Source organism: Massilia sp. IC2-278, from assembly GCF_020708045.1.
Taxonomy (GTDB): Bacteria; Pseudomonadota; Gammaproteobacteria; order Burkholderiales; family Burkholderiaceae_D; genus Telluria.
In genome coordinates, this window is sequence record NZ_JAJFES010000002.1 from 171,348 (window position 1) to 186,562 (window position 15,215).

The window sequence follows — 15,215 nt, forward strand, 5'->3', positions numbered from 1 at the left end:
TTCATTGGAAGATGCGGTCGGGGTCGAAGGTGTCGTCGGGGATCGCGGCGCCATACATCTTGAGGCGGTCGGCAAAGCGCGGCCGCACGCCGGTGGCGCTGAACTGGCCCTGCACCTTGCCGTCGCGGTCGACCCCGGTCTGCTCGAAGCGGAAGATCTCCTGCATCGAGATGATGTCGCCTTCCATGCCGGTGATTTCCTGGATGCTGACCAGCTTGCGGCAGCCGTCGATCAGGCGCGAGGCCTGTACCACCACGGTCACGGCCGAGCAGATCTGCTGGCGGATCGCGCGCGGCGTCAGGTTCACGCCGGCCATGCCGACCATGTTCTCGAGCCGCGCCAGGGCGTCGCGCGGGGTGTTCGAGTGGATCGTGGCGAGCGAGCCTTCGTGGCCGGTGTTCATCGCCTGCAGCATGTCGAGCGCCTCCGGGCCGCGCACCTCGCCCAGGATGATGCGGTCGGGGCGCATGCGCAGCGAATTCTTCACCAGCGCGCGCTGGGTGACTTCGCCCTTGCCTTCGATATTCGGCGGCCGCGTTTCCAGGCGCACCACGTGCGGCTGGCGCAGCTGCAGCTCGGCGGCATCCTCGATGGTGACGATGCGCTCGCTGGCCGGGATGAAGCCGGACAGCAGGTTCAGCAAGGTGGTCTTGCCGCTGCCGGTGCCGCCCGAGATCAGGATGTTGATCTTGGCGATGCCCAGGCCCTGCAGCACCTGGATCATCGGCGGCGTCACGCTTTTGTAGTCGAGCAGGTTCTGCACCGTCAGCGGCGCGGCGCCGAAGCGGCGGATCGACAGCAGCGGGCCATCCACCGCCAGCGGCGGAATGATCGCATTCACGCGCGAACCGTCCGGCAGGCGCGCGTCGACCATCGGGCTCGACTCGTCGACGCGGCGGCCGACGCGCGAGACGATCTTCTCGATGATCTTCATCAGGTGCGCGTTGTCGTGGAAGGCAATGTCGGTGAGTTCCAGCTTGCCGCGCCGCTCTACGTAGACGCGGCTGGCGGTATTGACCAGGATGTCGGACACGGTCGGGTCGTTCAGCAGCGGCTCGAGCGGGCCGAAGCCGAGCATTTCATGCTGGATGTCGAGCACCAGGTTGTGGCGCTCGTGCTGGTTGAGGACGATGCGTTCTTCCTCGATGATGCGCTGGATCAGCAAGGCCAGTTCATGCTTGAACTGCTCGACCGTCAGGCGCTTCAGGCGCTCCAGGTCGATCCGGTCGAGGATCATCTGGTGCATCGACTTCTTCAGTTCCTGGTAGGCGCCGTTCGTGGCGTCGGCGGAATGGGCTCCGGGACGGCGTTCGTCATCGGATACGGACAGGCGTTCGCGCAGCGACATGGCTACTCCTTTCAGTAATCGTTTTCGCCGCGGCCGAACAGGCGGCCGAGCAGGCCGCGGCTTTCGGGCGCGCGGCGCGCGGTGACCAGTTCGACCAGGTCGGCCAGGCTGCGCGCCGCCGCGCTGGCGCGCGACAGTTCCAGCACCGGCACACCCTGGTTCACCGAGTCGGTGACGGCGATGTAATCGTTGGGGACGGTGTGCACGACTTCGCAGCCGAGCGCGGCGTGCAGGTCGGGCAGGCGCAGCCGCCCGCCCTTTTCGTAACGGTTGACGATCAGGCGGATACCTTCGATCGGGTAGCCGAGCGAGCGGAAGATGTCGAGCAGGCGGCGGGCATCGCGGATGTCGGGCAGCGCCAGTTGCAGCACCGGGTAGATGGTGTCGGTGCTGTCGAGCGCGCGCAGCGACACGGCGTCGATCTGGCGGCCGACGTCGAGCACGATGTAGTCGTAATGCTGGCGCGCCACGCGCAGGATGGCATCGATGTGTTCCGGCTTGGCTTCCTTGGTTTGCGCCGGATCGTCGGCTGCAGCCAGCACGCCGAAGCCGGGCGTCACGTGTACCAGGCAGGACTCCAGGAAAGGCCCGTCGATGCGCGCGATCTGTTCGCAGACGTCGGACAGGGTCATGGTCGGCTTCTGGTCCGACACGTAGAGCGCGGCATCGCCGAACTGGCCGTGCAGGTCGATCAACAGCACCTTTTTCTCGGCCAGCGTCGCCAGCGCATACCCGAAGTTGGTGGAGATGAAGGTGGCGCCGCTGCCGCCCTTGCAGGCGATGAAGGCCAGCACCTTGCCTTCGCGGAGCTGGGCGACGCCGGCGGCGGCGGCAATGCGGTCCATGGCTTCATGGAAGGCGCGGTGCGCCAGCGGCAGCTGCAGCACTTCGCGCACGCCGGCGCGCATGGCGCGGATCAGGAGCTGGGTATGGTGTTCGCCGGTGAGCAGCATGAACTGCGCTTCCGGATACTGGCGCGCCAGGCGTTCGAGCAGGTCGGCGTCGTCGGGCGCCCCGGCGCCGGCATCGACGATCACCAGTCCGGGCGCTTCGGCCAGGGGGCGGTCGAGCGCTTCGCGCATCGAGACGCGGCTGTTGGCGACGTTCAGCGGCGGCACGCGCGCCGCACCCTGCGAGGCGATGTCGGCATACAGCAGGCTGTCGCGGCTGATCAATAGGGCTTTCATGACGATCCTCGTTGAGGCTCAAATGGCAAGTGGAAATCGGGAGGCGAACGCGCCAGCCGGCGCCCGGCACGCCGCCATGGCGTCTCGGGCGCCGGCCTGCGCGTCCGCAGCGCACAAGCGCGCATGACCATACTCACTGCCCGCTGCCCATGATCCTGATGACCGGCGCCGGCTCTGGCTCCGGCTGGGCGAACGAACGCTGGTAGCGGGCCTGCGCGGCGCGCGCCGCCGGCCCGTCGATGCCGTGTGCCGGATTGGCATTGGCGGCGTTTTGCGGCGCGATGGTCTGCGCCGCCAGATTGGCGCGTACCGAGGCGCCAAAGTTCTTGGTGAAGCGCGGAGCGGTCGAGCAGCCCTGGGTCAGCAGCAGCAACGCCACGCACGCGATGGTCTTGCAGGTAGCCATGGCTGCCTCCTATTTGAGTTCGAAACCGTCGACGCTCTGGGCCGGACGGGCGATGGCATTGCTCGGCGCCGGCGGGCCCTCGAGCCTGCCCCCGAGCATTAGCGCGGCGCGCGAAGGGGCATCCACGCGGTCGGTCGGCAGCGCGTAAGCCGTTTCCGTCAGGGGCTTGACCAGGCGCGCCGTGATCACGAACACGAGTTCGGTGCGGTCCTGCTGGAAGTCGGTGCTGCGAAACAGCGCGCCCAGCACCGGTACCTGGCCGAGCAGCGGCAGGCCTTTCAGGTTGGTCACCAGGTTGTTCTTGATCAGGCCGCCGATGGCGAAGCTCTGGCCGTCGTACAGCTGGACGGTGGTGCTGGCGCGCCGGGTCGTCACCACCGGCAGGATGGCGCCGCCGGACAGGCCGACGGCGCTGATGCCGATGCCCTCGCGCGACAGTTCCGAGACCTCGGGCGTCACGCGCAGGTTGATGCGGCCGCCGCTGAGCACCGTTGGCGTGAAGCGCAGGCCGACGCCGAATTCCTTTTCCTCGAGCGTGACCCTGTCGCGGTCCTGGGACACCGGGATGTAGAACTTGCCGCCCGCGAGGAAGCTGCCTTCCTGGCCGCTGATCGCCATCACGTTCGGCTCGGCCAGCACGCGCACCAAGCTGTCCTTGGTTTCGGCATCGACGCCGAAGCCGTTGCCGTTGCCTTTGCCGAGGCGCAGGCCTCCATTAATATTACCGCTCAGGAAATTCGATGCCAGGGCGGCTGCCCAGCTGCCGGACGTCGTGCGCCAGTTGACGCCGGCCTCGAGACGTTCGAGCAGGGTCTTCGAGACCTCGGCCACCTTGACTTCGAGCTGCACCTGCTGCGGCGCGCTCACGCTCAGCAAATTCACCACGCGCAGGTTGGCGGCATTCGATCCGCCGTTGGCGGCGGCATTCTGCTGGTCCGGCGCCAGCTCCTTCGGCACCGCATTCATCGCACGCAGCGGCTTGCGCACATAGGCCAGCGCCAGCTCGGCGGCGCGCGCCACGGCGCCGGCGTCCGACACGGTTCCGCTCAGGACCAGGGAATCGGCGGCGGCCAGCACCCGGATGTCCTTTTCCTCGGGCATGACCGCGGCCAGCGTGGCCTGCAAGGCGCTCGGGTCCATTGCCACGGTGATGTCGAGCACGCTGCACAGGCCGCTCCTGCCCTGCACGATCATGTTGGTGGTGCCGACGTCGATGCCGGCGATGTACATGGTGTCGGGCGCCACCAGCATCGCCTGCACCACCGACGGGTTGCCGACGCTGCGGTTCTGCACCGGTTCCTGCAGGCGCATCAGGGTCGACTTGCCCATCTGGAGCGCAACCTGGGCCGGACGCGCGGCCTCGCCGCTGCAGCGCGGACCGAGTTCGCTGCGCGCGCCGGCGGCCGGCGCAGTATCGGCCTGGGCCGCGGGGCGCGCCGCCTGCGCCGTGCCGGCCAGCGCCAGCGCCAGGCCGCCGAGCAGCAGGCAGCGGGCATGGCGGGTTTTCGTGGGACTCGTGTTCATGGTTTCACCTGGCACACGTTAGGGTTCAGAAGCACTCTTGCAAGGAATGCAGGCCATTGATGACAGCAACGCAGTTGCGGCGCGCAGGAGGCGTGGCGACGCGGTGCACGGCCGGTTTTTGCGGACGCGGCGCGGCGGCGGGCTTCGCCGGCACGGGTTTCGGCGGCGTGGCGCCCGGCAGCAGCGTCAGCTTGGTGGCGCCGCCGGTCTGGGCCGACTGCGGATCGACCTGGTTGCGCAGCGCCAGCGACAGGGTGCCGACGCTGCGCGCCAGGTCGAGCGTCTCGGCCTGCTCGGGCGACACTTCGAGCGTGACGGCGTTCACCACGCGCGGCTTGGTTTCGTCGCGGTTGACTTCCTGGGCCACGGCCAGCACCAGAATCCGCTCGAGCACGATCTTCGAGATGTCCTGCTCGCGGTTCTCGCCGGGCTGCGGGTCCTTGCGGGTGCTGACGATGATGTCGACGTAGTTGCCCGGCAGGGTGAAGCCGGCCACGCCGATCACGTCGTTCACGCGCACCGTGATGGCGCGCTTGCCTTCGGTGATCAGGGCCGACAGGCCGCCCAGGGTGCCGGCCGGGGCCAGCTTGGCTTCGCTGACCGGTTCGCCCGCCAGCACGCTGCTCCTGAGCACCCGGCCGGCCAGCTTTTGCGGATCGGCATAGGCGCCTTTCGGCACGCTGTCGGACGGCCAGTCGGCCAGCTTCAGCATCTCGGGCGTGAGGCGCTGGCCGAGGCTGATGTCGGTGGCGGCCACCACGATATGGCCGGAATTGGACCCCGGCTGCATCAGCAGCCAGCGCGAGGCCAGGATCACGGCCGTCAGGCCGAACAGGATGGCAACCGCCATCACGGCAAGGGCACGCTTGTTTTTCATGATGCGATTCCTGCGGCAGGGGTCGGGACGCTGGCGCAGACGCTGTTCCACGCCTGCTCCAGGGCGGCAATGCTCAGGCACGGCTCAGCGCCGGCCAGGCTGGCGAAATCGGACAGGCGGCCGAGCAGTTCCTGCGGGTAGCAGGCCAGCAGCGGCGTGCCGCTCTGGCGGTGCAGGCGCGTCACCAGGTGCTCGAGCACGTTCTCGGGGCAGTCCAGGCCGCGCAGGCGGCACTGGCGCCGTACCAGCGCGCGGTAGCCGGCGTCCGGCAACGCGCCCAGTCCGATGCGGTAGCCGACCCGGCGCAGCATGGCCGGATCGAACACGCTCGACGGCGCCAGGTTGGTGACGAATACCAGCAGCGCATCGAAAGGCAGGGACTCGGCCTGTCCGCCCAGGCGCAGCGGGCCGCCGTCGAGCGGTCCCAGCCAGCGGTTCAGCAACTCGGAAGCGGGCAGGCGCTGGCGCCCGAGGTCGTCGATGACGAGGATGCCGTTGTTCGCCTGCAGCTGGGGCGGCGCCTGCAGCACGCCATGTTCGCTATCGAAACGCAGTTCGAAGTCGGCGGCGTCGAAGTCGGCGCCGACGTGCACCAGCGGACGCTGGCAAATCACCCAGCGCGCGTCGCAGCTGCGCCGCTCTTCCAGCTGGCGCGCCAGCGGCAGCGGCGCCGGGTGGCAGGCCGGATCGTACAGGCGCACGATGCGTCCGCCGATCAGCACCGCGTGCGGCACCGCGACCGCCCCGGGCAGCAGGCGCGCCAGCTTGCGCGCCAGGGTCGTCTTGCCGCTGCCGCTGGGTCCGTGCAGCAGCAGTGCGCGCTGCGACTGCAGGGCAGCGCCGAGCAGGTCGCGCTGGGCCGCATCGAGGGCGTCGCCGGCCAGCAGCGCGGCCAGGTCGGCGGCGCGCGGACGGCTGGCGCCGGGCTGGCGCAGCGACTGGCGCTCGATTAGCGCGCGCCAGGCCGCCAGCGTCACCGGCGCCGGGCCGACATAGCGGCACTCGGCCAGGGCCGCGAGCGCGGCGCGCTGGCCGATCGGGGTCAGCTGGTACTGGACATCGATGTCCGATTCACCGCACCAGGCCACTTCGGCCTGCTGTTCGGTCATCAGCCCGGCCAGCACTTCGCGCAGTACGCTGACAGACAGGCGCAGCCTGCCGGCAAGCAGCGGCAGCGGCGCGCGTCCGGTTGCGTGCAGGGTCTTCAGCGCCAGCGCCGCCACGAGGCGTGCATCGAGCCCGGTGTCGCTGACCGACTTGGCCTGGCGCGGCAGGATTGCCGCCACCTCCAGCTCGCCCGGCGGCGCGGCCGGCGCCATGCGCTCGGCGGCGGTCCCTGGGCTCCACGACAAGGTTTCGATCATCGCTTTCTCCTCGTACAGCAGCAAAATATTTCCTGACGTCATCAATTCTAGCGAGCCGGTCCCTGGCGCCCTTGAGATGTAGCAAGCTATGGCGCTCAGCCGTGGTAACGCTGTGCCAGCAGCCAGAGCGCGCTCAGCGCGATTGCCAATCCATAGGGCATGGAGCCGGCGCTCTGGGCAGGCGCGCCGTCCGCAGCAGAACCAGGCCCGGGGCCAGGATCGACGCGCAGCCAGGCCAGCAGCGGCAAGGGCAGCAGCGCCAGCACCAGCTTGCGCAGCGCGCTCCAGGCCAGCTGCCAGCGTCCGGTGGCAAGAATGATCAGGAGCGCCATGACCCCGCCCGCACACCAGGCCAGGATGCAGGCATGGAGGGTCTGGCCCGGACCGAAGAACAGGCCGACGGTGGCCATCAGCTTGACGTCGCCGGCAGCCATGCCGCGCAACATATAAAGGGGGATGAACAGGGCGAAGCCGACTGCGGCGCCGCCCAGCGCGGCGGCGGCGGACCCGGCGGGGGTGGCGCCGGAAAGGTGCAGGCCGAAGACGCCGCACCAGGCGGCGAGCAACAGGAGATTCGGGATCTTGCGGATCGCCAGGTCGGTCACCGCGGCGCCGACGGCAAGGACAAGCAGCATCAGGTCAAGCCAGGTTTGCACGGGCATGATTGCGCTCCTCAAAAAAAAAAGCCCTCCGGACCGGAGTCCGGAGGGCAAGACCTAGTGAATTACGGAGCCAGTGCAGCGACCAGCTTGTCTTTCACGGTGGTAAAGGTCGTTTCGATCTGCTCACCCAGCAGCGTAGCCGCACCGGCCATCGCGACGCCGATCAGGGCAGCGATCAGGCCATACTCGATGGCAGTCACACCGTCTTCATCAGCAACGAAAGCTTGGATAGCGGTAAAGATCGTTTTCATGACAAACTCCATATGGTGGTTTATAAGAACAACCCTGAAACGGAGTACTTCCCTGACTCGGCTGACACTGCGTTGTCGTTTCCGTTTCAGTGAGTTCATCATATGTTTTAGTGCCGTACGGCAACTTGAGTGTGCTCAAATTTTCCCATGGGAATCATTTACTTGAGGAAATGTTTGAGCTGTCGCAAACGAGAAATGGTGTGCAGCCATTTCGCCAAAAGAATAGGCGAAATTATTGCTGTAAATGCAAAAAACGTTTATGCTGTTCCACTTGCTCTTTGGAAATTTAACCTTCTGTAGAGAAGTGGCAGGGCGCCGTGTTGCGGCGAGTGGGTAGATTACATTTCTGAGAATGACATGGATTCCCTTCTGAAACACATGGTGGACATGACTGGCCACCGCGACCACACGATGCTCGATATCTCGGTGATCGCGGCAGTCCAGGAACTGGCCGCCGCCGCGCAGACGCGGGTGTTATCCCTCTATAACGTTGCCGGCCAGCTCCATGTGCGGGTCCGTGCCAGCATCGAAGCCGGCGCCGGCGCCCGGGTCCACGATGCGCTCGACAGCGCCGTGCCGGGAGCGCCGCTGGCCAGCTATCCCGAACTCGCGGCCTGCCTGGCTGCTCGCGAAACCAGCGCCGAAGCCGTGGCGCCCGATGGCACCCGCACCCTGTGGCTGCCGATCTGGTTCGGCGACAAGGCCGATACCTGCCTCGAGATCGTGCGCGCGGCGCCCTTCCCGGCCCAGACCATCCATACGGTGGCCGGCATCGTCGGCGTCTACCGGAATTTCCAGAACCTGCTCGACTACAGCGAACGCGATTCGCTCACCGGCCTCCTGAACCGCAAGACCTTCGAGGACCAGCTGGCGCGCATGCTGCAATGCCCCTGCGAACCCGAGCCGCCACAGCCCGGCCAGCCCGAGCGGCGCCAGCATCGCGAAGAGGAAAAGCAGTGGCTGGCCGTGGTCGACGTCGACCATTTCAAGCTCGTCAACGACACCTTCGGCCACCTGTATGGCGACGAGGTGCTGATCCTGATCGCGAACCAGCTGCAGGCTTCGTTCCGTGCGCAGGACCGGGTATTCCGTTTCGGCGGCGAGGAATTCGTGGTGCTGCTGCGCGCCACCACGCTGGAGAATGCGCGCCGCATCATCGACCGCTTCCGCGCGAATGTCGAAGCCTACGACTTCCCGCAGGTGGGGCGGGTCACGGTGAGCGTCGGTTTCGTCAGCATCAGCCCCTTCGATTCGCCGGTGGTCACGCTCGGCCATGCCGACCAGGCCCTGTATTTCGCCAAGACCCACGGCCGCAACCAGGCCTGCCACTACAACGAGCTGGTCGAGCAAGGCCTGCTGCAGACCGTGGCCTCGAACGATACGGCCGAATTCTTCTAAGCGACCAGCAGGAAGCGGTTCGGATCGACCTGCCACTTGTCCGGCGACTCGTGGCGCAGGATCTTGTCGCCGCCGCCGAAGCCGAACGGGCGCGACAAGTCCAGCAGCTCGGGCCGGATATAGGTCTGGCTTTTCGTGTTGAAGAACACGTTCACCTTCGGCGTGAGCAGGTTGCTTTCGTGCGGCTCGACCACCACGCCCAGGCGTCCCGACTCCAGCATGACCATGGTGCCGACCGGGTAGATGCCCACGCAGCGCATGAATTCCTGGGTCAGCGCCGGGTTGAAGTGGAACTTGCTCCACTCGTAGATCTTGCGCAGCGCATCCGCCGCCGGCATGCCCTTGTGGTAGCTGCGGTCCGAGGTGATCGCATCGTAGACGTCGACGATCGCCGCCATCTGCGCCAGTTCGCTGATCTCGCCCTCTTTCTGCAGGTCGGGGTAGCCGCTGCCGTCGCGCCGCTCGTGGTGGTGCAGCGTGATGTCGAGCGGGATCGCACCGATTTCCGGGTTCCGGCACAGGATGTCGTAGCCGTCGCGCGGATGCCGCTTGATGATCGCGAATTCCTCGTCGGTGAGGCGGCCCGGCTTGTTCAGGATCGCGTCCGGCACCAGCGCCTTGCCGGTATCGTGCAGCAGGCCGCCGATGCCGGCCTGGTAAATCGTTTCCTCGTCCATGCCGCGTGAACGGCAGAACGCCACCAGCAGCGTGCACACGCTGACCGAATGCAGGAAGGTGTAGTCGTCCTTGGTCTTGATGCGCAGGAGACCGAGCAGCGCGCCGGAATTGCGCAGGATCGATTCGGTGATGTTCTGCACCACCGGACTCACGTTGTCGAGTTCCACCGCCTTGCCCAGGCGCGCGTCCTGCATCACGGTGCGCACCAGGCCCACCGCCTGGCGCCGGATGTTCACCGCGCGCTGCATCTCGTCGGCCAGGGAAGCGCGCGCCGGTTTGACGGGCCGGGCCGCGATCTCGACCACTTCCTGTTCGGTCCGGTCCCGGACTTCGGCCAGGGTCGGGGCGTCCGCCACGTCCAGCCCTTTGGCGCAATCGATCACCAGGCTGCGGATGCCGGCCTTGATGATCTTGCGGATCTCGTCTTCGCTAGTGAGCACGAAACGGGCGCGCACGAAGGGGTGCTCCATCCAGCCGCAATCCAGGTCGTGGATGGCCATACCGATGCGCAGCTGGGAGGAATCGATTTTCTTGAGCATTGCTGGACAGGCGATGTGTTAATCTCCGCCACCGCGGCGGACCGCAAAGTATAGCGCCCCGCCTTCCCCGATCGCCTTCCTGTCGATAAAGTAAAGCAACTAGTGTTGCAAACAGGCACAAATAGTTTTCATGGAATTACGGCAACTTCGCTATTTTGTGGCCATCGTCGACCATGGCTCGCTCTCGCGCGCCGCACTGGTGCTGCACGTGGCGCAGCCGGCGCTGACCCAGCAGCTGCGCCAGCTGGAAGAAGAGCTCGGCGCCCAGCTGCTGCACCGCTCGGCGCACGGCGTGCTCAGCACCGATGCCGGCAAGATCTTCTATGAACATGCCCAGGCGATCCTGAAACAGGTGGCCGACGCCCGCTCCGCCGTTACCCAGTCGGCCACGCGTCCCTCGGGCAGCGTCACGCTCGGCCTGCCGCACAGCATTTCCGGCGCCCTCGCCCTGCCCCTGCTCACCGCCGCGCGCGCCACCTATCCCGAGATCACCCTGCAGCTGACCGAGGAAATCACCGGCAACCTGATCGAGCAGCTGAAATCCGGACGCCTGAACCTGGCCGTGCTGTTCGACGACGGTCAGCTTGGCAGCTTCGAAGCGACGCCGCTGGTCGAGGAAGACCTGGTCTACATCTGCCGCGCCGGCTCCGCCTGGGTGCCGCCAGGCCCCGCGATCACGCTCGGCGCGGCGCTGGCCAGCACTCTGATCCTGCCGGCGCGCCAGCACGGCGTGCGCCCGCTGATCGAGCAGACGGCCGCCGGCGCCGGGCTGGCCCTGGCCAACATCATCGAGATCAATTCGATCGCGATCCTGAAATCCGCCCTGCTGGCCGACATGGGCGCGACCCTGCTGCCGCTGGCGCCGCTGCGCGCCGAGATCGACAGCGGCGCCCTGGTGGCCGTGCCGGTGCACAGCCCGCCGATCCGGCGCGGCGTGACCCTTTGCGCCTCGCGCAACATCCCGCTGACGAATGCCGCGGCGGCCATCGGCCGCCTGGTGCGCGAGGTCACAGCGACCCTATGCGCGAACGGGCAATGGCCGGGCGCCCGGCTGCGCGCCTGAATATCCAGGCCATCAGTTTTTCTTATACCCCCATCCCGATTCCGTATTTCCCCCTTCGCTGACGCAGGCCCTACACTCCACGCCGACCGATAAGTCGCTTACCGCGATAACGACCTGCCGCAATGCCCGCCTACCCGGCGCGCTCCAACGGCAGGCACACACCACGACAAGCTGGAGACACACATGCCCGACACCGCCGCGCCGCGCGAGCCTGCGCACGACTATTCCTCGCGCCTCACCACCGTTACCCTCGACACGGTCAGTCTCGACGACAAGTACACCGCCAAGACCGGCAACATCTTCCTGTCCGGTATCCAGGCCCTGGTGCGCCTGCCGATGATGCAGCGCGAGCGCGATGCCGCCGCCGGCCTGGACACGGCCGGTTTCGTCTCCGGCTACCGCGGCTCGCCCCTGGGCGGCCTCGACGAAACCCTGTGGAAGGCGAAGCCGCACCTGGAAGCCAACCACGTGCAGTTCGTGCCGGGCGTGAACGAAGACCTGGCCGCGACCGCCGTCTGGGGCACGCAAACCGTCGACCTGATCGGCCCGAGCAAGTACGACGGCGTGTTCGCCATGTGGTACGGCAAGGGCCCGGGCGTCGACCGCTGCGGCGACGTCTTCAAGCACATGAACCACGCCGGCACATCGAAACATGGCGGCGTGCTGCTGGTGGCCGGCGACGACCACGGCGCCTACTCCTCGACCCTGCCGCACCAGTCGGACCACATCTTCTCGGCCTGCATGATCCCGGTGCTCTACCCTTGCAACGTGCAGGAATACCTGGACCTGGGCGTGCACGGCTGGGCGATGTCGCGCTTCTCGGGCTGCGCGGTGGCCTTCAAGGCCCTGGCCGACACGGTCGAATCGAGCGCCTCGGTCGACGCCAACCCGCACCGCGTGCAGGTGAAGCTGCCACAGGACTTCGTGATGCCCGAAGGCGGCCTGAATACGAAGTTGTCGTCGGTCCCGCTGGGCCAGCAGGCGCGCAACCAGGAAGCGCTGATGCAGGACTACAAGATCTATGCAGCCCTGGCCTACGCCCGCGAAAACAAGCTGAATCACACCACCATCGACAGCCCGAACGCCAAGCTCGGCATCATCGCCTCGGGTAAATCCTACCTGGACGTGCTGGAAGCGCTGGAAGAACTCGGCATCGACGAAGTCATGGCCGCGAAAGTCGGCCTGCGCCTGTTCAAGGTCGCGATGATCTGGCCGCTGGAGCCGGAAGGCGTGCGCGAATTCGCGCAGGGGCTGGAAGAAATCCTGGTGGTGGAAGAGAAGCGCCAGGTGGTCGAGTACCAGTTGAAGGAACAGCTGTACAACTGGCGCGACGACGTCCGCCCGCACATCATCGGCAAGTTCGACGACAAGGGCGAATGGGTTGCGCCGCGCGGCGACTGGCTGCTGCCGCCGAAAGCCGACTTCTCGGTGGCCCAGGTGGCGCGCGTGATCGCCGGCCGCATCGCGCGCCTGGTGCAGGACGACACCACGCGCGATTTGATCCGCGCGCGCCTGGCCTTCCTTGATGCGAAAGACGCCGTGCTGCAAAAGGCGATCACCACGCCCTTCCGCCCGGCCTTCTACTGCTCCGGCTGCCCGCACAACACCTCGACCAAGGTGCCCGACGGTTCCTTCGCGCTGGCCGGCATCGGCTGCCACGTGATGGCCACCTCGATCTACCCCGAGATGAACAAGCTGACCACCCACATGGGCGGCGAAGGCGCGCCCTGGATCGGCCAGGCCGCGTTCTCGAAAGTGCCGCACGTGTTCCAGAACCTGGGCGACGGCACCTACTTCCACTCGGGCTACCTGGCGGTGCGCGCCGCGGTGTCGGCCAAGGTGAACATCACCTACAAGATCCTGTACAACGATGCGGTGGCGATGACCGGCGGCCAGCCGGTCGACGGCCAGACCTCGGTGCCGATGATCGCCCAGCAGATGGCGGCCGAAGGCGTGAAGCGCATCGCCCTGGTCACCGAAGACTTGTCGCGCTACGCCGACCGCTCCACGCTGCCGGGCATCGTCACCCTGCACGACCGCAAGGAGATGGACGACATCCAGCGAGAATTGCGCGACTTGCCGGGCGTGTCGGTCATCATCTACGACCAGACCTGCGCCGCCGAGAAGCGCCGCCGCAGGAAGAAAGGCGAGTTCCCCGACCTGCCCAAGCGCATGGTCATCAACGAAGCCGTTTGCGAAGGCTGCGGCGACTGCGGCATCCAGTCGAACTGCGTCTCGATCCTGCCGAAGGAAACGGACTTTGGCCGCAAGCGCCAGATCGACCAGTCGTCCTGCAACAAGGATTATTCCTGTGCCAAGGGCTTCTGCCCGAGCTTCGTCACCGTCGAAGGCGGCACGCTGAAGAAGAACAAGGCTGGTGTCAGCAAGGGCGATGACGATGGCTGGGGCGCGCTGCCCGAGCCTGTGCTGCCGAGCGTCGAGCACCCGTACAACATCCTGATCAACGGCATCGGCGGCACCGGCGTGATCACCGTCGGCGCCCTGATGGGCATGGCCGCGCACCTGGAAGCGAAAGGCGCCTCGGTGCTGGACATGACCGGCATGAGCCAGAAGAACGGTTCGGTCACCTCGCACGTGAAGATCGCCGCTACCCCGGAACGCCTGCGCGCCCAGCGCATCGCCACCGGTGAAGCCGACCTGGTGCTGGGCTGCGACATGCTCACCACCGGCGCCGCCGATGCGATCTCGAAGATGCGCCCCGGTCGCACGCTGGCCATCGTCAATCTGCACGAGCAGCCGACCGGCACCTTTGCCCAGAACGCCGACTGGCAGTTCCCGGCCGAGGACGTGCGCGGCCTGATCGTGGAAGCGGTCGGGGGCGCATCCGGCGCCGATTTCGTCGATGCGACCAAACTGGCGACCGCGCTGATGGGCGACTCGATCGCCACCAACCTGTTCCTGATGGGTTACGCCTGGCAAAAGGGCCGCATTCCGCTGACCGAAGCATCCCTGATGCGCGCGATCGAGCTGAATGGCGTGGCGGTGGCCTCGAACAAGAAGAGCTTCCTGTGGGGCCGCCGCGCCGCGGTCGACTTCAAGCGCGTCGAGCGCACCGCGACGCCGACCCAGGCGGTGCTGGTGCAGATGCCGCAGAGCCTGGACAACGTCATCAAGAAGCGCGTCGACTTCCTGACCGCTTACCAGGATGCGGCCTACGCTGGCGTGTACCTGGACCTGGTCGAGCGCGTGCGCGCGGCCGAAACGGCGGTCAGCATGGGCAACCGGCTGTCGATGGCCGTGGCCAAGTACTATTTCAAACTGATGGCTTACAAGGACGAGTATGAAGTGGCGCGCCTGTACACCGATGGCCGCTTCCTGGAAAGCGTGAAGTCGCAGTTCGAAGGCGACGTGAAGCTGAAGTTCAACCTGGCGCCGCCGATGTTCGCGAAGAAGAACGCCAAGGGCGAGCTGGTGAAGCAGGAGTTCGGGTCGTGGATGTTCGGCGCGTTCAAGCTGCTGGCCAAGCTGAAAGGCCTGCGTGGCGGTGCGTTCGACGTGTTCGGCTACACGGCCGAGCGCAAGATGGAGCGTGCCCTCATCGCGGAATACCGCCAGATGATCGAAGCGCTGCTGGCTTCCTTGACTGCCGCCTCGCATGCCGATGCGGTGGAACTGGCCAGCCTGCCGGAACAGATCCGCGGCTTCGGTCATGTGAAGGAAGAGGCGGTCGAGACTTTCCGTTTGCGCAAGGCTGAGCTGCTCAGCGGCAACGTCAAAAAACGCGCCGCGTAAATATTGATGTCGTACCGCGTGGACACAGGTGCCTTGCGTGGCCCGGTCCACCCTACGGAACCCCGCTTTTCGTAGGGTGGACTCCCGAGTCCACGCGGTATGGCACTGTTGATCATTCGCGCCATCTCCCATATCGCCGAACGCATCAAATCCCCACACCCCGAA

At 66.5% G+C, this 15,215-nt stretch carries 12 protein-coding genes; 3 read left to right on the plus strand and 9 right to left on the minus strand.

The window, feature by feature from the left end; all coding sequences use genetic code 11:
- Window position 1: 1 nt before the first annotated feature.
- The 8 genes from LK540_RS05650 to LK540_RS05685 form a co-directional block, all read right to left on the minus strand.
- Window positions 2-1,348: a CpaF family protein gene (locus LK540_RS05650; RefSeq protein WP_229436067.1), complete on the minus strand. Its 1,347-nt coding sequence runs from the start codon at window positions 1,346-1,348 to the stop codon at window positions 2-4.
- 11 nt (window positions 1,349-1,359) lie between these two features.
- Entirely contained in the window at window positions 1,360-2,535 is a 1,176-nt protein-coding gene (locus LK540_RS05655) for an AAA family ATPase (protein ID WP_229436068.1), read from the minus strand.
- Window positions 2,536-2,668: 133 nt separating this feature from the next.
- Entirely contained in the window at window positions 2,669-2,941 is a 273-nt protein-coding gene (locus tag LK540_RS05660) for a hypothetical protein (RefSeq protein ID WP_229436069.1), read from the minus strand.
- Window positions 2,942-2,950: 9 nt separating this feature from the next.
- Window positions 2,951-4,465 (minus strand): type II and III secretion system protein family protein, encoded by a 1,515-nt coding sequence (locus LK540_RS05665; protein WP_229436070.1) that lies wholly within the window; start codon window positions 4,463-4,465, stop codon window positions 2,951-2,953.
- A 25-nt stretch (window positions 4,466-4,490) separates the two neighbouring features.
- Complete coding sequence (gene cpaB, locus LK540_RS05670) at window positions 4,491-5,342, minus strand: Flp pilus assembly protein CpaB (protein ID WP_229436071.1); 852 nt, start codon at window positions 5,340-5,342, stop codon at window positions 4,491-4,493.
- Complete coding sequence (locus LK540_RS05675) at window positions 5,339-6,706, minus strand: ATP-binding protein (RefSeq protein WP_229436072.1); 1,368 nt, start codon at window positions 6,704-6,706, stop codon at window positions 5,339-5,341. The genes cpaB and LK540_RS05675 overlap by 4 nt, the downstream gene beginning before the upstream one ends.
- A 95-nt stretch (window positions 6,707-6,801) precedes the next feature.
- The gene (locus LK540_RS05680; RefSeq protein WP_229436073.1) at window positions 6,802-7,368 is read right to left on the minus strand and encodes a prepilin peptidase; all 567 of its coding nucleotides are present in this window, start codon (window positions 7,366-7,368) and stop codon (window positions 6,802-6,804) included.
- Between the two features lie 62 nt (window positions 7,369-7,430).
- The gene (locus tag LK540_RS05685) at window positions 7,431-7,619 is read right to left on the minus strand and encodes a Flp family type IVb pilin (RefSeq protein ID WP_229436074.1); all 189 of its coding nucleotides are present in this window, start codon (window positions 7,617-7,619) and stop codon (window positions 7,431-7,433) included.
- A gap of 357 nt (window positions 7,620-7,976) precedes the next feature.
- Between LK540_RS05685 and LK540_RS05690 the strand changes: the two genes are divergently transcribed.
- The gene (locus LK540_RS05690) at window positions 7,977-9,017 is read left to right on the plus strand and encodes a GGDEF domain-containing protein (protein WP_229436075.1); all 1,041 of its coding nucleotides are present in this window, start codon (window positions 7,977-7,979) and stop codon (window positions 9,015-9,017) included.
- On the opposite strand, the gene LK540_RS05695 is transcribed toward LK540_RS05690, so the two are convergent.
- Window positions 9,014-10,234, minus strand: a complete 1,221-nt coding sequence (locus tag LK540_RS05695) for an HD-GYP domain-containing protein (RefSeq protein WP_229436076.1) — start codon at window positions 10,232-10,234, stop codon at window positions 9,014-9,016. The genes LK540_RS05690 and LK540_RS05695 overlap by 4 nt on opposite strands.
- 130 nt (window positions 10,235-10,364) lie before the next feature.
- On the opposite strand from LK540_RS05695, the gene LK540_RS05700 reads away from it, so the two are divergent.
- Together LK540_RS05700 and LK540_RS05705 are read left to right on the plus strand one after the other, a co-directional pair.
- Window positions 10,365-11,297 (plus strand): LysR substrate-binding domain-containing protein, encoded by a 933-nt coding sequence (locus tag LK540_RS05700; protein WP_229436077.1) that lies wholly within the window; start codon window positions 10,365-10,367, stop codon window positions 11,295-11,297.
- Window positions 11,298-11,480: 183 nt separating this feature from the next.
- Entirely contained in the window at window positions 11,481-15,050 is a 3,570-nt protein-coding gene (locus LK540_RS05705; RefSeq protein ID WP_229436078.1) for an indolepyruvate ferredoxin oxidoreductase family protein, read from the plus strand.
- Window positions 15,051-15,215 lie beyond the last annotated feature (165 nt).

Coding starts and splice junctions, on each gene's coding strand:
- LK540_RS05650 (WP_229436067.1), bottom strand. CDS start 1,348: ATGTCGCTGCGCGAACGCCTGTCCGTATCCGATGACGAACGCCGTCCC.
- LK540_RS05655 (WP_229436068.1), bottom strand. CDS start 2,535: ATGAAAGCCCTATTGATCAGCCGCGACAGCCTGCTGTATGCCGACATC.
- LK540_RS05660 (WP_229436069.1), bottom strand. CDS start 2,941: ATGGCTACCTGCAAGACCATCGCGTGCGTGGCGTTGCTGCTGCTGACC.
- LK540_RS05665 (WP_229436070.1), bottom strand. CDS start 4,465: ATGAACACGAGTCCCACGAAAACCCGCCATGCCCGCTGCCTGCTGCTC.
- cpaB (WP_229436071.1), bottom strand. CDS start 5,342: ATGAAAAACAAGCGTGCCCTTGCCGTGATGGCGGTTGCCATCCTGTTC.
- LK540_RS05675 (WP_229436072.1), bottom strand. CDS start 6,706: ATGATCGAAACCTTGTCGTGGAGCCCAGGGACCGCCGCCGAGCGCATG.
- LK540_RS05680 (WP_229436073.1), bottom strand. CDS start 7,368: ATGCCCGTGCAAACCTGGCTTGACCTGATGCTGCTTGTCCTTGCCGTC.
- LK540_RS05685 (WP_229436074.1), bottom strand. CDS start 7,619: ATGAAAACGATCTTTACCGCTATCCAAGCTTTCGTTGCTGATGAAGAC.
- LK540_RS05690 (WP_229436075.1), top strand. CDS start 7,977: ATGGATTCCCTTCTGAAACACATGGTGGACATGACTGGCCACCGCGAC.
- LK540_RS05695 (WP_229436076.1), bottom strand. CDS start 10,234: ATGCTCAAGAAAATCGATTCCTCCCAGCTGCGCATCGGTATGGCCATC.
- LK540_RS05700 (WP_229436077.1), top strand. CDS start 10,365: ATGGAATTACGGCAACTTCGCTATTTTGTGGCCATCGTCGACCATGGC.
- LK540_RS05705 (WP_229436078.1), top strand. CDS start 11,481: ATGCCCGACACCGCCGCGCCGCGCGAGCCTGCGCACGACTATTCCTCG.